The following is an 18,445-nucleotide window of genomic DNA, read 5'->3' on the forward strand; positions in this document are numbered from 1 at the left end:
TTTGTCGGGTGGCGGCTGCAAGGCGGCTCGTTTCCCCTCCATCAACCGAACTCAAGGAGTGAGCGGCATGACCAGCCAGTACCCATTGCAGTCTGCCAGCAAGGAGAGCAGGGCATGAGTAACCATCAGACCCAGTACGGCGATGTGCCGCTTTATATCGGTGGCGAGGCCTGTGCCTCCACGAGCGAGGCGTGGATCGAGGTGACCAATCCGGCGGATCAGAGTCTGCTGGCGCGGGTGCCGAGGGCTACCCCGGCTGAGGTGGAGCGCGCGGTGCGTAGTGCCCACGACGCCTATCTGCTGTGGCGGGATGTGCCAGCCCCCGAGCGGGCGCGGGTCATGTTCAACTACCAGCATCTGCTAAAAGCCCATCACGATGAGCTGGCCTCCCTGCTGGCCCAGGAGACCGGCAAGAATCTGGCGGACGCCAAGGGAGATGTGTGGCGCGGTATCGAGGTGGTGGAGCAGGCCTGCGGCATCGCCAGCCAGACCATGGGGGAGACCATGGGTAACGTGGCGCGCCGGGTCGATGGCCACTCCTGGGTGCAGCCGCTGGGGGTCTGTGTCGGCATCACGCCGTTCAATTTTCCCGCCATGATACCGCTGTGGATGTTCCCGCTGGCGGTGGCCTGCGGCAACGGCTTCGTGCTCAAGCCTTCCGAGCAGGATCCGCTCACCCCCATGCGGCTGGCCGAGCTGTTCACCGAGGCGGGGGCCCCCAAGGGCATCCTCTCCGTTGTACACGGCGGCGCCGAACAGGTGGATGCGCTGTTGTGCCATCCGGATGTGAAGGCGGTCAGCTTTGTCGGCTCTGCCCGGGTCGGGGCCCACGTCTATCGCACCGCCACTGAACACCTCAAGCGGGCCCAGTGTTTCGTCGGTGCCAAGAATCACATGGTGATCATGCCGGATGCCAACAAGGGGCAGGTGCTGAGCAACCTGGTGGGGGCAGGCGTCGGCGCGGCCGGGCAACGCTGCATGGCCATCAGTGTGGCGGTATTTGTGGGCAGTGCCCGGGAGTGGATCCCCGAGCTTGCCGCCGAGTTTGCCAAGGTGAGGCCAGGGGTCTGGCACGATCCCGAGGCGGCCTACGGTCCCCTCATCTGCCCGGAGGCGAAAGTCAGGGTAGAGGGCCTCATCGAGGCGGGGATCAAGGAGGGGGCCGAATGCCTGCTCGATGGCCGCGTCTGTGATGTGGCGGGTTATCCGGTGGGCAACTGGGTGGGGCCGACCCTGTTTCGCGGTGTGACCCCAGAGATGCGAATTTATAAAGAGGAGATTTTCGGCCCTGTGCTCGCCTGCCTGGAAGTAGCCAATCTGGACGAGGCGCTGACCCTCATCAACACCAACCCCTACGGCAACGGCACCTCTATCTTCACCGGCTGCGGCGCTGCGGCCCGCAAGTTTCGTCACGAGGTGGCTGTGGGTCAGGTGGGGATCAACGTGCCCATTCCGGTACCGCTGCCATTTTTCTCCTTCACCGGCTGGCGCGGCTCCTTCTACGGGGATCTGCACGCCTACGGCAAGCAGGCGGTGCGCTTCTACACCGAGACCAAGACGGTGACCGAACGCTGGTTCGACGAGGAGATCCCCACAGGCCCCAATATGACCATCAGCCTGCGTTAAGGGAGAAAGAGACAGGACTGGGCAATGCCGACTGGCGCGAACCTGGCTATCAACCTGCGTTGCGCGTGGGTCAGACAGACAACAGACACAGGACACAAGGAAGCGGACAAAATGGATTTTACCCTGACCGAGGATCAACAGGCTTATGTCGAGGTGGCGACCGCCTTTGCCAATGAGGCGCTCAAACCCCATGCCGCCCGTTGGGACAGAGATCACGAGTTTCCCATTCCCACCATCAAACAGGCGGCGGCGCTCGGCTTTTGCGGCCTCTATACCCCGGAACAATATGGCGGGCTTGGCCTGCCCCGGCTCGATGCCAGCCTCATCTTCGAACGCCTCGCCATGGGCTGCACCTCTACCACTGCCTACCTCACCATCCACAACATGGTGAGCTGGATGTTGGGCAGCTGGCTGCCTGGCGATGTCGCCGAGCAATGGGTGCCCAGGCTCGCCAGCGGCGAGCTGCTGGGCTCTTATTGTCTCACCGAGCCGGGGGCGGGCTCAGATGCGGCGGCACTCAAGACCCGTGCGGTGCGTGACGGCGAGAGCTATCTCATCGACGGCAGCAAGGTGTTCATTTCGGGGGCAGGCAGCACGGACGTGCTGGTGGTGATGGCCCGCACCGGGGGCGACGGGGCCAAGGGGATCTCTGCCTTCATGGTGCCCGCCGACAGTGAGGGGATTGTCTACGGCAAGGCGGAGGAGAAGATGGGCTGGAACAGTCAGCCCACCCGTGAAGTGGCCTTCAACGGGGTGCGCATTCCCGCGAATTATCGATTGGGTCAGGAGGGGGAAGGGTTCAAGTTTGCCATGCAGGCGCTGGATGGCGGGCGCATCAACATCGCCACCTGTTCTGTGGGTACCGCCCAGCAGGCGCTGGACGATGCGCTGGCCCATGTGCAGCAACGCCAGCAGTTTGGCCACCCTATCAGCGAATTTCAGAGCGTGCAGTTTCGCCTCGCCGACATGGCCACCGAGCTGGCGGCGGCTCGCCTGATGGTACGTCAGGCCGCTGACAAGCTGGACCGGGGGAGTCCGGACAAGAGTGCCTGGTGCGCCATGGCCAAGCGTTTTGCCACCGATGTAGGTTATCGCGTCTGTGACGAGGCTCTGCAACTTTTTGGCGGCTATGGTTATATCCGCGAGTATCCGCTGGAGCGCTACCTGCGTGATACCCGGGTCCACCGCATCCTGGAAGGCACCAACGAGGTGATGCGGCTGATCATCGCCCGCCGCCTGCTGGCAGATCCCGGTCTGTCGCTGGCTTAACACATTATTTGCCCCTGAACCGTCGTCAGGCTTTGTGAGTCAGTCGAATGTTGGCTCCATTCAACCCTGTCATCATGGGGCAGTCTCATTTACAAGGACAATGCAATGACAAGGATCAGGCTCGAATATCACGGTCACGTGGCTTACATCACCTTCGACCATCCGCCCGCCAACACCTGGACCCTGGCCAGCTTGCAGGCCTTCTTGCAGATGATGGTGGAGCTCGAGAGCCGCCCCGATGTGGTGGCGTTGGTGATCCGCGGGGCGGGGGACAAGTTCTTCTGCGCCGGCGCCGATCTCAAGATGTTTGCCGATGGCGATCTGGATCATGCGCGTGAGGTGGCCGAGGCCTTTGGCCGCGCCTTCCAGGCACTGGCCGATTTCCACGGCGTCAGCATAGCCGCCATCAATGGTTATGCCATGGGGGGCGGGCTGGAGGTGGCGCTGGCCTGCGATATCCGCATCGCGGAACAGCAAGCCATGCTGGGACTGCCGGAGGCCTCTGTGGGCTTGCTGCCCTGCGCCGGTGGCACCCAGCGCCTCACCGAGCTGGTGGGGCCAGGTTGGGCAAAGCGGATGATCCTCTGTGGCGAGAAGGTCAATGCCACGTTGGCCTACGAGATGAGGCTGGTGGAGGAGGTGGTGAAAACGGGGCACGCCTGGGACGCGGCGCACCAGATGGCCCAGCTGGTGGAGCGCCAGAGCCCGAGCGCCCTGCATGCCTGCAAGCGCCTTATCAATCAGGGGCGCTGTGGCCCTCGTGATGGTGCCTTGCCGCTGGAGCGTCATATGTTCCTCAAGCTGTTTGAGGACGCCAACCAGCGTGAAGGGGTGGCGGCCTTCCTGGAGAAGCGGCCCCCGTGCTGGCAATACGAGGTATCTGCAAAGCAGGGGGAGGATTCATGAATGACGCGGTACGTGTAGCCACCCACCCCACGGCGGATGGCCATCATATCGGCGTGTTGACCCTGGACAGTCCTGCCTCCCTCAACGCCCTGAGTCTGCCGATGATCCAGGCTCTGCAGCGTGCGCTCACGCAGTGGGAGCAGGATCCCGGTGTGGTTTGCGTGGTATTGCAAGGGGCTGGCGAGAAGGCGTTTTGCGCCGGCGGTGACATCCGTTCCTTCTATTACCGCAAACAGGAGGAGAGCGAGCAGGCGCTGTTTGGATATGCACGGGATTTTTTTGAGCAGGAGTATCGGCTCGATCACCATATTCACCGCTATGCCAAGCCCCTCATCTGCGTGGCGGATGGCATCTGCATGGGGGGCGGCATAGGCCTGTTCGCTGGCGCCGACTTTCGGGTGGTGACCGAGAAGAGCCTGTTCGCCATGCCAGAGGTGACTATCGGTCTCTATCCCGATGTAGGGGCCAGCTGGTTTTTAAGCCGGATGCCGGGACGACTCGGACTCTGGCTCGGGCTCACTGGTGCGCGTTTCAACGGCGCGGATGCCATCGGCCTGGGACTGGCGGATCACGCCATGACCAGCCGCGAGCGGGCTGACTTGTTGCCGCGGCTGGCCCAATTGGGGTGGGGGGGAAAGGTCGCGCCGCGCGAGCAGATCGCACAGTTGCTTAGCGGCTTGCAGGCAGAGGCAGACCAACTGCTGCCAGCCCCTGTGATCATGCCCCATCAGGCCAAGATCGATGCCCTGCTGGCCGGGCGCACCCTGCAAGGGGTACTGGATCGGTTGTACGATGCTCTCTTCGAACCCGAACTGGGCGAGGGGAGCCTGGCGCAGGCCCGCGACATCTGTCGCGGCGGCAGCCCCATCAGCCGCGCCATCCTGTGGCGCCAGTACTGGCAGGCGCGCCGCCAGTCGCTGACCGAGGTGTTTGCCGATGAGCTGGCGCTCTCGGTTAACTGCGTGCTGAGGGGGGATTTTGTAGAAGGGGTGCGTGCGCTGCTCATCGACAAGGACAAATCACCTCGCTGGCAGGCGCCACCGCCCGGCACTGACTGGCTGGATGCCTTCTATCGCTGGCCCGAAGGGAAAAACCCCCTGACGCCTTGAGCCTGAGAGCGTCAGGCGCCAAGGCGGATGAATAGACACAGGTTGCTGGATAACCAGCACGGCAAGGAGCAGACAAGATGACACGGATAGGGTTTATCGGGCTGGGCAACATGGGTGGGCCCATGGCCGCCAACCTGGCCAGGGCGGGGCATGGGGTTCAGGTGTTTGACTTGATGCCAGAGAGTGTTACCAAGGCGATCGCCGCGGGTTGTATCGCCGCAGGAGATGCCCGCGAGGCGGTGGCCGATTGTGAGGTGGTCATCAGCATGCTGCCCGCCGGTGAGCATGTTCGGGCGCTTTGGCTTGGCGGCAATGGTGGACAGGATCTGCTGGGGGCCTTGCCTGCGGGGGCTCTGGTGATCGACTGCTCCACCATAGACGTGGCCTCGGCTCGCCAGATCGGGGAGGCGGCCAGGGCGCGCGGCATTCGCTTCATCGATGCGCCCGTCTCGGGCGGGGTGGCGGGGGCGAGCGCGGGGACCCTCACTTTCATCGTCGGTGGTGAACTGGCGGATTTCGAGGCGGCCAGGCCTATTCTGGCTCACATGGGGCAGAATCTGTTTCATGCCGGGGCGCTCGGGGCGGGCCAGATCGCCAAGATGTGCAACAACATGCTGCTTGCCATCCACATGGCGGGCACCGCCGAGGCGCTGGCGCTCGGGGTGAAGGAGGGACTGGATCCGGGCGTCCTCTCCACCATCATGGGCAAGAGCTCGGGCAACAACTGGAGCCTGGAGCGTTACAACCCCTGGCCTGGTGTGATGGAGAACGTGCCCGCCGCCCGCCACTATCAGGGGGGCTTTATGACCCGGCTGATGGTCAAAGATCTGGGATTGGCGATGGCGCTGGCCGAGCATGCCCACAGCGCCGTGCCCATGGGGGCGCTGGCTCGTAACTTGTTCAACCTGCACGCGACGCAGGGCCATGAGCACAAGGATTTTTCCAGCATCGTTGAGCTCTATCTGGATAAAACGCCGGACCCGTCACAGGCCGGTTAGTCTGCGGCAGTGTGCGCATCACCTCATCAAGCGGGCTGCAACTCAGTTAACAACAAGGAGTACCCATGGATATCAAGCAGAAGGTCATCGCCGTCACGGGGGCGGGGCGGGGGTTTGGCCGTGCCATCGCCCTGAGGCTCGCGGAGCAGGGCGCCATACTGGCGTTGATCGATGTGAATCGCACCGATCTGGAGGTGACCGAAGCGGAGCTGCGCAGTCGTGATGGCCAGTGCGCCCTGTTCGTCTGCAACGTGGCGAGTGAAGCCGAGGTGGAGACGACCTTTGCTGCGATCAAAGAACAATTGGGTGGCCTGCATGGCCTCATCAATTGCGCCGGGATCCTGCGGGACGGCATGCTGATCAAGGTGAAAGAGGGAGAACTGGTGGAGAAGATGAGTCTGGCCCAGTGGCAGGCTGTCATCGATGTCAACCTGACCGGCACTTTCCTCTGTGGTCGGGAAGGGGCAGCCCTGATGGCCAAGGGCGGGCAGGGCGGCGTGATAGTCAACATCTCCTCCATTGCCCGTGCCGGCAACATAGGCCAGAGCAACTATGCCGCCAGCAAGGCGGGGGTGGCCTCCCTGGTGGTCACCTGGGCGCGGGAGCTGGCTCGCCATGGCATTCGAGTGATGGGCATAGACCCCGGGGTGTTTGCCACCGACATGACGGCGGCGATGAAACCGGAGGCGATGACCAGGATGCAGCAGGCCATCCCGGTCGGCAGCCTGGGGGAGGCGCACCAGCTGGCTGAAACCGTGCATTTTATTCTCGCCAATGACTATCTGTCCGGGCGCATGATAGCGCTCGATGGCGGCTTGCGGCTCTGAGTTTATCGGCGGTGAAGAAGATACCCCTGGCCTCTGGCACAGGGGCATTTTTATTGAACCCTTTGTCAGCAAGCTGGCTACACGCCCTGACGACAAGCTGCATGCTCATGCAGGGCCGATCTGGAAAAACGGGGGCGAAGTCATGGGGAAATGTGAAATATCAACGGGTCTTTCTTAATTTGAGCCAGCTCACAGGCGCTTGAAGTCAGTGCTGTAGAATTGCGCGCGGTCAAGACGGCGCATGATTGACGGTACGAGGGATTGCGGTCGGAATAGTCATGCAATATAGTTGCCGCCTTTTTCACGGGGTACGGATTTTTCGCCCCTCCCATATTGCGCGCTGTATGAATACGGATGCTCAGCCGCCGCTTAATCAAACAGGATTGAGATGGACAAGAAACTAGGGCTCGGCGCCCTCATCTCGCTGGTGATCGGCTCTATGGTCGGCGCCGGGGTCTTCAGTCTGCCACAAAATATTGCCGCTCATGCCAGCGCCGGGGCCGTTGCCCTGGGGTGGGCCATCACAGGTCTTGGCATGATCTGTCTCGCGCTGGTTTACCAGAATCTCTCCACGCGCCGCCCGGATCTCGATGGCGGTATCTTCAGTTATGCCAAGGCCGGTTTTGGCGATTTCATCGGCTTCAACGCCGCCTGGGGTTACTGGCTCTGCCAGCTGCTGGCCAACGTCTCCTACGCTATCGTCGTGTTTAGCGCCCTGAGCTACTTCTTCGATACCCCGGACAATGTCATCTTCGGCGACGGCAACACCCCCGTGGCCATCACGCTCGCCTCCATCCTCATCTGGTCCGTGCACGCCCTGGTGCTGCGCGGGATCCAGGTTGCGGCGCTGGTGAATATTGTCACCACCATCGCCAAGATGGTGCCGCTCATCGTCTTTTGTGTCGCTGTGCTGCTGGCGTTCAATATGGACACCTTCACCCTGGATATCTGGGGCCAGAACAACATGGAGCTGGGCTCCGTGATGGATCAGGTCAAGTCCACCATGAAGGTGACGCTCTGGGTCTTTATCGGGATTGAGGGGGCCGTGGTGGTTTCGGCCCGTGCCCGTCATCGCAAGGATGTGGGTCGTGCCACTGTGCTGGCACTGCTCGGTGCGCTGGCACTCTACGTCATGGTGACCCTGTTTTCTCTGGGGGTCATGAGTCAGCCACAATTGGCCGCCCTCAAGAATCCGTCCACCGCCATGATCCTGGAAGCCGTCGTGGGCCCCTGGGGCGCCTGGCTCATCAACATAGGTCTGGTGATCTCGGTGATGGGGGCTCTGCTGAGCTGGACTGTGCTGGCGGCGGAAGTGCCCTACATAGCGGGCAAGACAGGGGTCTTCCCTGGCTGGTTTGCCAAGGAGAACAAAAATGGCTCGCCCAAGGTGTCGCTCTGGTGCTCCACCTGCCTGGTGCAGACCTTCCTCATCATCATCTACTTCCAGAGCAGCACCTATCTGGCGCTGGTCAACATTGCCACCTCGGCGGCACTGGTGCCCTATGTCTTCTCTGGTGCCTATGGCCTCAAGCTGGCGCTGAAAGGGGAGACCTACGAGGGCCAGCCCCACCAGCGCAAGCGTGACCTGCTGCTGGCACTGATGGCCACCCTCTATGGCTGCTGGCTGGTCTATGCCGCCGGCGTCGAGTATCTGCTGCTGGTGGCGCTGCTCTACAGCCCCGGCATCTTCATCTACTGGAAGGCGCGTCAGCACCACGGGCTGCGCGGCCTCAACCGGTTGGAGCAGGGGATGACGGCGGCCCTGCTCGGGTGCGCCGTACTGGCCTTCTACAAGGTGATGGACGGTACCATTCCCTTGAGTTAACCGGCACAATGAAGAGATGGCCCAAGGGCCATCTCTTTTTTTATGCGCGTTCTGGCCTGGATGGTCAGGCGCCGCCTCGGAAGGAATTGTTATGCTGTTTATGGGTTATCTGCTGCTGGGTGCTTTCGCGGGCATGCTGGCGGGGCTGTTCGGGATCGGCGGCGGTCTCATCATAGTGCCCGTGCTGGTACTCAGTTTTCACGCTCAGGGGGTCCCCCCCGATATCATTACCCATCTGGCATTGGGTACCTCGCTGCCCACCATGATCTTCACCGGTTTCAGCTCATTGCGGGCACATCAGGAGGCCGGTGTGGTCGACTGGGTGGTGATCCGCCGCTTGGGGGCCGGCATGCTGATCGGCGCCTGGCTTGGCGGCATGACAGCCAACCTGCTCAGCGCCAGCACCCTCAACATCATCATCGGCTGCTTCGCCTGGACCATGGCGCTGCAGATGGGGCTCAACCTCAAGCCCAAGGCGGAGCGGCACCTGCCGGGACCTGTCGGCACCGGCATCGCGGGCACCGTTATCGGCTGGATGTCGGCGTTATTTGGCATCGGCGGTGGCTCGCTCACCGTGCCCTATCTCAGCTGGAACAGCGTGCCCATACGCAGCGCCGTAGCGGCCTCTGCCGCCTGCAGCATGCCCATCGCCCTGGCGGGCAGCCTCAGTTACCTCTATGCCGGCTGGGGCAATGCCTCCCTGCCAGAATGGAGCCTGGGTTTCATCTACCTGCCCGCCTTACTCGGCATAGTGCTCACAAGCACCCAGTTTGCCCGTGTGGGGGCAAAGCTTGCCCATAGACTTTCCCCGCAACGGCTCAAGCAGGCGTTCGCCCTGCTGATGTTGCTGGTGGGGGCCAAGTTCATGCTGTTTAGCTGATTCATTCGGCAGATTGTTGAAAAATAAGGCAAACGGTTCGTCCCTCGGTAGAAAGCCATTGCAATGAAACGGGACTTTGCTATTCTCGTCGCCGGTGGCCCCATTGGTCCTCTCGCATTGATAACTCGTCAACCTGGTCAGGACCGGAAGGTAGCAGCCAAGGCGGGGGACTCGAGTGCCGGGATGCGGCTGGTGGGGCCACCACCTTTTTCAGAAACTCATCAAGTCACTCCCTATCTCCCTATCTCCCTATCTCCCTATCTCCCTATCTTGTATCTCGGTAATCCACTTTGTATGGATGACTGGCAACACCCGCAATCATTCTCTGACTCAGTCACCATCAGGGACAGAGGCGTTTTATTTACCTCAGAACAGTCCGGTTCGGTTCTATGGCTGCAATTGATGTCCTGTAAAACCACCACAACATATTTCGCTTGGCAAACAGGGACGACCATCCATGCCCAGGTTGTGTTCTCAACGTGTTCAAATTTCAGGCGCCGCAATGTTAAACCATGAATAGGGCCTCTAAAGAGGCCCGTTCAGGTGATTTTGAAGTGAATAAATGCGGTATTTCTGGAAGGATGGGGCCCCATAGAATGGGGCGAGCGTTTTTCGACTACTTTAGGAACGCAGCCTAATGCATATAAGGCAACAGGCGTTCCGTCTCCTGCTTGACCACCAAGTAACACTCACAGCTCAATTGCTCCAGTTTGGGGCGATCCAGTACTGTGATTTGGCCACGATGATATTCGATGACCCCCTGTTTTTGGAGTTTGCCCGCCGCGTCTGTGACGCCTTCACGGCGTACCCCCAGCATGTTGGCGATCAATTCCTGGGTCATGGTCAGCTGGTTGCCGGGTAATCTGTCCAGTGATAGCAATAACCAACGGCACAACTGTTGATCAATGGAGTGATGCCGATTGCAGACCGCCGTTTGTGCCATCTGAGTCAGCAACGACTGGGTGTAACGCAACATGAGATGCAGCATATCGCTGTGGAGATGGAACTCGGATTTTAACCGCTGTCCTTTCAGGCGGTAGGCGTGACCTGCGCTCTGCACAATCGCTCGATTAGTGGTGCTTTCTCCGCCCATAAACAGTGCAATGCCGATCAACCCTTCATTACCGACGACAGAAATTTCGGCTGATGCCCCGTTTTTCATCACATACAACAGCGAGACGATAGAATCGAGAGGAAAATAGACATGGTGCAGGGTATCGCCGGATTCATAGAGAACCATCCCTAACGGGAAACTCATCAATTCAAGATGGGGCTGCAATCTGCTATATGTGTCAGCTGATAGTGCAGCCAGCAGGTGATTTTGCTGGGGATGGTAATTATCCGTCATGCACATTCCAAATTATAAATAAATCATTACCCAGCCTAACATAATCACACATCGCGCGCCTGCAGTTTGTGCGCTACAGCACATACGGGGATATAAATACGTGACGGTGATGGTACAAATGCGCTTTATGTGTTCTACCGTACAGACCCCCTTGGCCTGCAAGATTATGATCTTGATCGAAAAGGAATATATTGGTAGTCAAATTTATAGCGTGGTGAACTGATGTGGTAGGCTGAATTAGCCTCCCTGCAAATAGGGGTTATCCATTTACTCCTGCGTTGACCCGTGTCTTATGTAACACCGCCAGGTAATATTTTAATCCATGGCCGGTGTCCTTTCGCTAAGTCTCATGTTGTCAGGTCGGATAGTGATGGTTTCATCCGCCTTTTATCATATTGAATGGGAGAGCAATGATGAGTGAACAAAAGCAAGTCATGTCAGGCAAGAGTGTTTCTGATTCGGTTGACGATACCAGCAAGACGTTGCATGACGCTATCGACAGTACATCGCAGACAGTGTCTCCTGCGCTTAACAATTTGAGCGAATGCTCTCATAAAGCGGTGAATAAATTAGCTGACGTTGCTGTTAATGTTGCCGAATCCCTTGAGCAGGAAAGCGATAGTCTGCGAAAAATGAAAGTTAAACTTCTCGAACAGTGTCGTGCACATATTAATGACAAGCCGCTCATGGTGCTCGGTCTTGCCATCTCCTCCGGATTTTTAGTGGGTTGGTTACTGAAGAAGCGTTAATGAAAATGAAGCAGACCTCAGATAGTGCACCTATTTCTGACGCAGAATTGACACCGACGAAACCGGTGTCAATTACCAGCTTGGTGACCTCTATTTGGGGGTTGCTTAGTGAACAACTGCAAGAGCGATTGCAGTTATTCAGGCTGGAAGTTCAGCAAGCAGTGAGCAGCCTGATTGGCCTGCTTGTCTGTGGTCTGATCGGGGCTTTTTTATTAATCAGCTTGTGGTTGATGTTGGCCGCGGCCTCACTATTTTGGTTACTCGAGCAGGGAATGGCTACAAGTAGCGCCTTATTCATCATCAGTATTGGCAATGGACTTGCAATTGGCGGGGTTATGATAAGGTTTCGTCGTTATCAGCAGAGCATATGTATCAATGAGTAGTTAACCCATACCATCAATCAGATAAGCCCTCAACTATGCTTGGATCGTCTTTATGAAGCTGCCTGTAGCGTGTCACACCAGCCTCGTTATTCAAGGCTCCCGACAGGAGAAGATTGCCATCTTGAGGCAGCGGCTGCAGTCTCGTCAGTTGAAGATAGTCGGGCTGTCTCATCTCATGAAACGAGGGTTTCAATCGAACTTAACCCATCCTCTTACGCTTTGTTCTGCTGTCTGCGCTGGTTTTTTGCTCGGTTATGAGGGGTTGCAAAGGCAAGGTGCGCAAGTCACAACCAACAGGGTGAAGTCACGTTTGGCGTCGGGAATAGATATGTTTTTGCTGGTATCTCGGTTGTTTAGTCAGCTTGAACAGAAAAATAAAGACATGTCACACCCTAAATAATACACGGCAGAAATGCTAAATATTATATTCATGAGCAATCATGACCCATTACTTAGGAGAGTGTATGCTATATACCCTTGCTATAATTATGCTTCTACTTTGGGCTGTTGGCCTGGTAACCGCCACCACACTTGGTGGTTTTATTCATGTGCTGCTTGTTATTGCGGTAGCTTTTGTTTTGCTGCGGATTATTCGAGGGAATCGAGGTCTATGACATGTTCGCTGATGCGCATGCTGAAAGTGGCTAATTTCAGTGGTTACCTTGTAAATATACTTGAAGAGTAACTAAGCGTCATGTTCGTTAGCGCACAGACAGCAAGATGAGATGACAGTAAATTGGAGTGTAACAAGCCAGCCAATAAAATGTAGGCTGCTTTGTTAGAGAAAGGCGAATGCATATTTTGTGGTTCACAGTCCGCGCTTGCTATGCAAACGTCAGTATTCATAGATACGATTTTTAATGAATCATGCATTCCTGTTGTCGTAATTAGAATGTTTAACCTTATTTGGAGAAGACCTTAAATGAAAACTACAAATCGATTTTCAATTTTATTGGCTATTGCCGTTCTGATGACTGCGGTAGGCTGTGCATCAACATCAACCAAAGAAGGCACTGGCGAATATGTTGATGATTCTGTGATTACCACCAAGGTTGTCGCAGCCATATTTAAAGACCCGGATCTGAAATCGGCTGAAATCAATGTTGAAACCTTTAAAGGCGTCGTGCAATTGAGTGGTTTTGTTAAAGACAGGGCCAATATCAGCAAGGCGGTTTTTGTTGCAGGAAGCGTTAACGGTGTTACCTCTGTCAATAATGATCTGCGTTTGAAGTAGGGGGGAGGAAAGGCAAATCCAAGCCGGGTGACCCAGTGGCTTGACATCTGAATATAACCCGGAGCGGATCCTGTCATGCGATCCCTCCGGGCCCGCATTAATAAACGGGCTCGCACAAGCCAGTGTGATATTGAAGCCGACCGTCGATGTTATGCGCCTTATACAGGGCGCGTTTGATCTTTATCGACGCAACGATTGCTCTGCGTGTAGGGAGTAAGCTATTCGCCTGACACAGATCTCCTTGGTACAAGCCGTCTGAACAGGTTTGGTTCGTCTTCAACATTTCCGCAGTATCCCGCCCCATGTTGCACCTGATCCCCACGATAAAGCGTGCCATAGCACGGCGTTCGTTTAAGCGATCCCATGGCCAGGTCCTGTGCGCACCCCCAATGACGGTGGCTAGCTGGTGATCACGTGCTCCTGGGTATCAGCAGGCGGTGCTACTAGAAGGGGGGGCGCGTCGTCATGGATGAGGGCACCTTGGTCGTTGGCCACCACAGTTTGGTTGCGACCACGATGCTTGGCTTCATAGAGCGCCTTGTCGGCCTGCTTCAACACGGCACTGAGATCGTCGTTCCCCTCGCCAGGCCAATAGGCGACGCCGAGCGAGATGGTAATGTGCCCGGTGCCGGGCATGGGATGGGCGGCTACCCGTTGGCGCAGCCGTTCGGCGATCTCGTGGGCAAGGTGAAGCGACAGCTCGGGCAGCAGCACCAGAAACTCCTCGCCACCGCTGCGACACAAGGCATCTGCCTGTCTGGCTCCCTGCTGCATCAGGCTGGCCAGCGCGCTGAGCACCTGGTCCCCGACATCGTGGCCGAAGCTGTCATTGATCTGCTTGAAGTGGTCTATGTCCAGCGCTATCACGGCGAGGGGCCGGCCCAGGGCCTGATAGTGATCCAGCATCTGCTGCATGCCCCTTCGATTGGAGAGGCCCGTCATAGCGTCAGTGTGGCTGTCGCTGTGCAGCTTATCGATCTTGGTATTGAGCAGACCCAGCCCTTTGAGCATGGCTTGCTTGAGCTGGGCCGCCTCGAAGTACCAGACCCGGATCCTGGCGATGTTTTTCAGTGCCTCCTGCTGATCCATCAGCTTGGCCTTGTTGGCCAGCTGCCACAGGGGCTTGGAGATGAAGATGGCGGAAATCCAGATGAAGAGCAGGATCAGCAGATTGATGGGAATGAGCTTGAACAGCACTGTCATCATCTGCGTGTCCAGCCCGGCCAGGGTGGCGGTGCGGGGACGCTGTGCGACGACTCCCCAGTGGGTCTGCTGGATGGGGGCGAATCCGGCCAGCATGTCAGTCCCCTCGTCATTTGTCAGTTCCAGCGCCCCCTCTTCGCCGTTTAGTACCTTGTCGACCACCGCATTGTCGCGGATCTTTTCGCCTACCCTGGCGTTGTCCGGGTGGTAGATGCGAGTTCTGTTGCGGTCAACCACATAAAGGGAAGAGCCATCCCGGTAGTAGTGCTGGCCCAATATGCCGGAGAGCATGTTCTGTGACTGGAGGTAGATGGTGCCCGTCACATAGCCCAGATAGGTTTGCTCCTTGTCGAAGATAGGGTAGGAGATGCTGATGAGATAGTTGCCCGAGAGTGAAACGAACGGATCCGTGATCATCGGCTGGTGGGTCGTGATGGACAGCTTGGCGCTTTGGGAGGTGAGCTTGGCACCCTTTATCTGCAGCGTATCGGGATAGACGGCCATGACCATGGCATCGGCATTCACGATGGCCACCGAGTTGAAGGTCGCCGTTTGCTGTTGCAGTCGCCGCACTTCGCTCAAGAGGGTATTGTGATCCGTCATGGCGGGGGCGAGGAGGGCGGCGCTGTAGGCCAGCTGGCTCTGACTGGACTGGATCATGGTGTTGGTCATCTCGGCCAGCTTGGCCGCATAGACGCGATTGGCATCCAGGGTGTTGCTGATCAGCAGTGCCCGCTGTGCCTCGTAAGTGGCATAAAAACTGTTGCCCAGGGTCGCCATGACGCTGATGACGGCCAGTACGAGTATGAGGCGGCGCAGGTCAATTTTCAGGAACCGAGGAAGAAGTAGCATGAGCAGGAAGGCGTCCGGTATCAAGGTGCGGTAGTGGAAATAAGCCGGTTGATTCTAATGGAGCCAACTGTCGAAAAGCTACTACTATCCGGCCTGACCTACCTACCTTAATGCCTTGATCGAAAAGATGATCTGGTCTCGCTTCCCCATCATTGGCAGACGCGGTTCACGCAATAAAGGCCGTCATGGGGCCGCCATCTCTGGTGGGGACCTCTCCCGCGAGGGAGAGGCGGCGGGGGGGCGTGGCAGAGGTTAATCCGGTTCGACCGCTGGCGCCGTCATGGTAGCGATAATCTGCCAGAAGGCATCAATGAGCGGACCCTTGCCGTGGGGCGGGCGAATGAGACCGATCGTCCAGCTTGCCTCGGCTTCGCGCAGGGGCAGGGTGAGCACATCCGGGTGCTCTATGGTGGTGGAGGAGGGCACCAGGGTCCAGGCGATATCCGCGGCTGCGGTGGCGACCCCGGCGGCGAAGTCATTCACGTACTGGATATCGCGAAAGCGCACTCCGCTCTGGGCCAGGTAGTGCATCAGGTTGTCGTAAAACGAGGGCGCCTTGTCCCGGCGCAGAATGGCCAGCGGCTTGTCCACCAGATCCGCCAGCTCGTGTACCTCTCTGTAACTGGCGGGCAGTACCGCGACAAAGTGCGCTTGCACCACAGGTAGGCAGTGCCACCCCTTGGGGGCAGGCAGGCGGCAAAAGCCGATATCCAGCCTGCCTTCGCTCAGGGCCAGCAACTGGTGATGGGTGGAGAGGTCGTTGAGCTCTATGGTCACCTGCGGGCGCTCGGCCCGAAAGCGCGCGATGGCGGCGGGCACCAGTATCTTGGTGGCAACCCCGAAGCCGACGCGCAGGGTGCCGCTATTGCCTGCCAGCGCGTCGCGAGCGGTGCGCCCTAGCTGTTCGCTCTGGGCTACCAGGGCACAGGCATCCTCATAGAGCGCCCGACCCAGCACGGTCAGGCGGGTGCTGCTGGCGTTGCGCTCGAACAGCTCACCGCCAAATTCCTCCTCCAGCCGCCTTATCTGCTTGCTCAGGGCCGACTGGGTGACATGCTGGCGCACTGCCGCCTGACCGAAGTGCAACACCTCCCCCAGGGTCACGAAGGCTTTCAGATCCCGTAGCTCCACCACAGCTCCTTTCATTCCTGTTGGGAATGTTGAATGGCCACATTTGTCATTGGACGGAATTTTAGAACTGTTCGATGCTTATGCCAATTTATTCGGGGCGCCTTGTATGGGGGCGTCGACGTATCAGAGATGGCTGAACCATCAGCGCAGAAGGAGCAACACCAGATGCATCACCACACGCTCAATGACTTCCCGAAAGATTTTCTGTGGGGCGCCGCCTCCGCCGCCTATCAGGTGGAAGGGGGCTGGAATGCCGATGGCAAGGGGCCCTCGGTGTGGGATCTCTTCACCAAGTTGCCGGGCAAGACCTTTGAGGGCAGCAACGGCGACGTGGCGGTCGATCACTATCACCGCATGGAGGAGGACGTGGCGCTGATGGCGGAGATGGGGCTCAAGGCCTATCGCTTTTCGGTGAGCTGGCCGCGCATCTTCCCCACCGGCCGGGGTGAGGTGAACGAAGCGGGTCTGGCCTTCTACGAGAAGCTGATTGACACCCTGCTGGCGCACAAGATCGAGCCGGTGCTTACTCTCTACCACTGGGATCTGCCGCAAGCGCTGCAAGAGGAGTACGGCGGCTGGGAAGACAGACGCATCATCGAGGATTTCGAGCGCTACTGCGTGACGCTGTATCAGCGCTTTGCCGGCAAGGTGAAGTACTGGGTGTCGCTCAACGAGCAAAATTACAACCTGACCAACGCCTATCAGCTCGGCACCCATCCGCCCGCAGTGCAAGACCGCAAGCGCTTCTTTGCTGCCAACCATATCGCGTTTCTGGCCAATGCCCGGGTGATCAAGGCGTTTCGCCAGCATGTGCCAAACGGCCTGATCGGCCCGAGCTTCGCCTATTCGCCCGCCTATCCGGCGTCGTGTGACCCCGAAGACATGCTGGCGTTCGAAAATGCCGAGGAGTTCACCAGCTACTGGTGGCTGGATGCCTACTGCTTCGGCCGTTATCCCCAGGCGGCGCTTGCCTATCTGAAAGAAAATGGCGAGGCGCCTGAGATCCTGCCCGGCGATCTGGCGCTGCTGCGTGAAGGCATGCCAGATTATATTGGCGTCAACTACTACTACACCCTGACCTACACCGATAACCCCTTGGGCGGTCAGACCCTGCAGCGCATCAACACCACAGGGCAGAAGGGCACCACCCCCTCGAGCGGCATTCCCGGTCTTTACAAAACGGCGCCCAACCCGCATCTGGAAACCAGCAACTGGGACTGGGCCATCGACCCGACCGGGATGCGTATCGCCCTGCGCCGCCTCTCTTCCCGCTATGGTTTGCCGCTGATGATCACCGAGAATGGCCTCGGCGAGTTTGACCAACTGGGGGCGGGTGACAAGGTGGACGATGATTACCGCATCGCCTACCTCAAGAGTCATCTCATCGCCTGTCAGGAGGCGCTGCAAGACGGGGTTGAACTGATTGGTTATTGCGCCTGGTCCTTCACCGACATCCTGAGCTGGCTCAACGGCTATCAGAAGCGTTATGGCTTCGTTTATGTGGACCGCGATGAGCAGGGCGGATCCTTGCGTCGCATCAAGAAAGAGAGCTTCCACTGGTATCAATCGGTGATCGCAAGCGACGGCAAGACGTTGTAAATCACTCGGTTTGGATTGCGTTGGTACAACAGGCTCTGCCACATCAGGCAGAGCCTGTTTATTTATGGTGTGTATGGCGCAGATGACGGGCTTAGGGAAGTAAAGAAGGTGCAATTCACACTTCAGATGCCACTCTGGGTAGAGGCGACCATCCCATTAACCATGCCGAGATACATCTGACCGGAAAATATTCATCCAGCGTATTGAGCGTAACAACCTGACGCTCAGAACGTGCCTCAAGCGACGGGCCCGTAAAACCATCTGTTTTTCTCGATTTTTGAAATCCACGAGAAAGTCATCGGCGCCTTTATTGAAAAACACCACTGCAATTTATTGGAGGTATTATCTGGCTCCATATGGGAACTCCCAACTCATATAAGGAGTTCATTCGCATCCCTTTATGGTTTTTAAAAAGCTTTTTGATAATAGTGAATTATTGCGGCAAGTCACATTTTAAACTATATTACTCTGCTATGTTCAATATAAAATGCCGTTTGATTAATATC

16 protein-coding genes, 1 other RNA gene and 1 pseudogene are annotated in these 18,445 nt (G+C 57.9%); 15 read left to right on the forward strand and 3 right to left on the reverse strand.

Annotated elements, in window-relative coordinates; translation table 11 throughout:
• The first annotated feature begins 114 nt into the window (after positions 1 to 114).
• From WJM78_RS09330 to ffs, 9 genes are all read left to right on the forward strand, one after another.
• Positions 115 to 1,626, forward strand: a complete 1,512-nt coding sequence (locus WJM78_RS09330; RefSeq protein WP_339015287.1) for a CoA-acylating methylmalonate-semialdehyde dehydrogenase — start codon at positions 115 to 117, stop codon at positions 1,624 to 1,626.
• A gap of 111 nt (positions 1,627 to 1,737) precedes the next feature.
• Complete coding sequence (locus WJM78_RS09335; RefSeq protein ID WP_181364678.1) at positions 1,738 to 2,895, forward strand: acyl-CoA dehydrogenase family protein; 1,158 nt, start codon at positions 1,738 to 1,740, stop codon at positions 2,893 to 2,895.
• Between the two features lie 105 nt (positions 2,896 to 3,000).
• Positions 3,001 to 3,801: an enoyl-CoA hydratase gene (locus WJM78_RS09340; RefSeq protein ID WP_042037436.1), complete on the forward strand. Its 801-nt coding sequence runs from the start codon at positions 3,001 to 3,003 to the stop codon at positions 3,799 to 3,801.
• On the forward strand, positions 3,798 to 4,910 hold the full coding sequence (locus WJM78_RS09345; RefSeq protein WP_339015288.1) for an enoyl-CoA hydratase/isomerase family protein: 1,113 nt from the start codon (positions 3,798 to 3,800) through the stop codon (positions 4,908 to 4,910). The genes WJM78_RS09340 and WJM78_RS09345 overlap by 4 nt, the downstream gene beginning before the upstream one ends.
• Positions 4,911 to 4,987: 77 nt before the next feature.
• Positions 4,988 to 5,908: a 3-hydroxyisobutyrate dehydrogenase gene (mmsB, locus tag WJM78_RS09350; RefSeq protein WP_339015289.1), complete on the forward strand. Its 921-nt coding sequence runs from the start codon at positions 4,988 to 4,990 to the stop codon at positions 5,906 to 5,908.
• A 65-nt stretch (positions 5,909 to 5,973) separates the two neighbouring features.
• A complete protein-coding gene (locus WJM78_RS09355; protein WP_339015291.1) occupies positions 5,974 to 6,735 on the forward strand; it encodes an SDR family oxidoreductase in 762 nt (253 codons plus the stop codon).
• Between the two features lie 388 nt (positions 6,736 to 7,123).
• The gene (gene arcD, locus WJM78_RS09360; RefSeq protein ID WP_339015293.1) at positions 7,124 to 8,560 is read left to right on the forward strand and encodes an arginine-ornithine antiporter; all 1,437 of its coding nucleotides are present in this window, start codon (positions 7,124 to 7,126) and stop codon (positions 8,558 to 8,560) included.
• 91 nt (positions 8,561 to 8,651) lie between these two features.
• Positions 8,652 to 9,440, forward strand: a complete 789-nt coding sequence (locus WJM78_RS09365) for a sulfite exporter TauE/SafE family protein (RefSeq protein WP_339015295.1) — start codon at positions 8,652 to 8,654, stop codon at positions 9,438 to 9,440.
• A 101-nt stretch (positions 9,441 to 9,541) separates the two neighbouring features.
• Positions 9,542 to 9,638, forward strand: an RNA gene (ffs, locus tag WJM78_RS09370) — signal recognition particle sRNA small type.
• Positions 9,639 to 10,074: 436 nt separating this feature from the next.
• Here the strand turns inward: ffs and WJM78_RS09375 are convergent.
• Complete coding sequence (locus WJM78_RS09375) at positions 10,075 to 10,788, reverse strand: Crp/Fnr family transcriptional regulator (protein WP_339015297.1); 714 nt, start codon at positions 10,786 to 10,788, stop codon at positions 10,075 to 10,077.
• Positions 10,789 to 11,198: 410 nt separating this feature from the next.
• Between WJM78_RS09375 and WJM78_RS09380 the strand changes: the two genes are divergently transcribed.
• The 4 genes from WJM78_RS09380 (at position 11,199) to WJM78_RS09395 (ending at position 13,154) form a co-directional block, all read left to right on the forward strand.
• Positions 11,199 to 11,537 (forward strand): hypothetical protein, encoded by a 339-nt coding sequence (locus WJM78_RS09380; protein ID WP_339015299.1) that lies wholly within the window; start codon positions 11,199 to 11,201, stop codon positions 11,535 to 11,537.
• Positions 11,537 to 11,920 carry a phage holin family protein gene (locus tag WJM78_RS09385; protein ID WP_339015301.1) on the forward strand — a complete coding sequence of 128 codons (384 nt, stop codon included), beginning with the start codon at positions 11,537 to 11,539 and terminating at the stop codon, positions 11,918 to 11,920. The genes WJM78_RS09380 and WJM78_RS09385 overlap by 1 nt, the downstream gene beginning before the upstream one ends.
• 464 nt (positions 11,921 to 12,384) lie before the next feature.
• On the forward strand, positions 12,385 to 12,534 hold the full coding sequence (locus tag WJM78_RS09390; RefSeq protein ID WP_157013264.1) for a lmo0937 family membrane protein: 150 nt from the start codon (positions 12,385 to 12,387) through the stop codon (positions 12,532 to 12,534).
• Between the two features lie 308 nt (positions 12,535 to 12,842).
• Positions 12,843 to 13,154, forward strand: coding sequence for a BON domain-containing protein (locus tag WJM78_RS09395; protein WP_042034919.1), 312 nt, complete (start codon positions 12,843 to 12,845; stop codon positions 13,152 to 13,154).
• Between the two features lie 399 nt (positions 13,155 to 13,553).
• Here WJM78_RS09395 and WJM78_RS09400 read toward each other — a convergent pair whose 3' ends face one another.
• Both WJM78_RS09400 and WJM78_RS09405 read right to left on the reverse strand, forming a co-directional pair.
• A complete protein-coding gene (locus WJM78_RS09400; protein ID WP_339015305.1) occupies positions 13,554 to 15,209 on the reverse strand; it encodes a sensor domain-containing diguanylate cyclase in 1,656 nt (551 codons plus the stop codon).
• Positions 15,210 to 15,461: 252 nt separating this feature from the next.
• Positions 15,462 to 16,340, reverse strand: a complete 879-nt coding sequence (locus WJM78_RS09405; RefSeq protein ID WP_275931451.1) for a LysR family transcriptional regulator — start codon at positions 16,338 to 16,340, stop codon at positions 15,462 to 15,464.
• A gap of 165 nt (positions 16,341 to 16,505) precedes the next feature.
• Between WJM78_RS09405 and WJM78_RS09410 the strand changes: the two genes are divergently transcribed.
• Both WJM78_RS09410 and WJM78_RS09415 read left to right on the forward strand, forming a co-directional pair.
• Positions 16,506 to 17,939, forward strand: a complete 1,434-nt coding sequence (locus WJM78_RS09410) for a glycoside hydrolase family 1 protein (RefSeq protein WP_275931452.1) — start codon at positions 16,506 to 16,508, stop codon at positions 17,937 to 17,939.
• 184 nt (positions 17,940 to 18,123) lie between these two features.
• Positions 18,124 to 18,260: pseudogene (locus tag WJM78_RS09415) on the forward strand (IS1 family transposase); the annotation flags it as partial.
• Positions 18,261 to 18,445: the final 185 nt, after the last annotated feature.

The sequence above is a fragment of the Aeromonas popoffii genome (assembly GCF_037818705.1).
Taxonomy (GTDB): domain Bacteria; phylum Pseudomonadota; class Gammaproteobacteria; order Enterobacterales; family Aeromonadaceae; genus Aeromonas; species Aeromonas popoffii.

Bases quoted from the DNA above. Each gene is read 5' to 3' on its own strand.
- WJM78_RS09400 (WP_339015305.1), bottom strand. From the start codon at position 15,209: ATGCTACTTCTTCCTCGGTTCCTGAAAATTGACCTGCGCCGCCTCATA.
- WJM78_RS09410 (WP_275931452.1), top strand. From the start codon at position 16,506: ATGCATCACCACACGCTCAATGACTTCCCGAAAGATTTTCTGTGGGGC.
- WJM78_RS09340 (WP_042037436.1), top strand. From the start codon at position 3,001: ATGACAAGGATCAGGCTCGAATATCACGGTCACGTGGCTTACATCACC.
- WJM78_RS09335 (WP_181364678.1), top strand. From the start codon at position 1,738: ATGGATTTTACCCTGACCGAGGATCAACAGGCTTATGTCGAGGTGGCG.
- WJM78_RS09390 (WP_157013264.1), top strand. From the start codon at position 12,385: ATGCTATATACCCTTGCTATAATTATGCTTCTACTTTGGGCTGTTGGC.
- WJM78_RS09380 (WP_339015299.1), top strand. From the start codon at position 11,199: ATGATGAGTGAACAAAAGCAAGTCATGTCAGGCAAGAGTGTTTCTGAT.
- mmsB (WP_339015289.1), top strand. From the start codon at position 4,988: ATGACACGGATAGGGTTTATCGGGCTGGGCAACATGGGTGGGCCCATG.
- WJM78_RS09365 (WP_339015295.1), top strand. From the start codon at position 8,652: ATGCTGTTTATGGGTTATCTGCTGCTGGGTGCTTTCGCGGGCATGCTG.
- WJM78_RS09375 (WP_339015297.1), bottom strand. From the start codon at position 10,788: ATGACGGATAATTACCATCCCCAGCAAAATCACCTGCTGGCTGCACTA.
- WJM78_RS09345 (WP_339015288.1), top strand. From the start codon at position 3,798: ATGAATGACGCGGTACGTGTAGCCACCCACCCCACGGCGGATGGCCAT.
- WJM78_RS09395 (WP_042034919.1), top strand. From the start codon at position 12,843: ATGAAAACTACAAATCGATTTTCAATTTTATTGGCTATTGCCGTTCTG.
- arcD (WP_339015293.1), top strand. From the start codon at position 7,124: ATGGACAAGAAACTAGGGCTCGGCGCCCTCATCTCGCTGGTGATCGGC.
- WJM78_RS09355 (WP_339015291.1), top strand. From the start codon at position 5,974: ATGGATATCAAGCAGAAGGTCATCGCCGTCACGGGGGCGGGGCGGGGG.
- WJM78_RS09330 (WP_339015287.1), top strand. From the start codon at position 115: ATGAGTAACCATCAGACCCAGTACGGCGATGTGCCGCTTTATATCGGT.
- WJM78_RS09385 (WP_339015301.1), top strand. From the start codon at position 11,537: ATGAAAATGAAGCAGACCTCAGATAGTGCACCTATTTCTGACGCAGAA.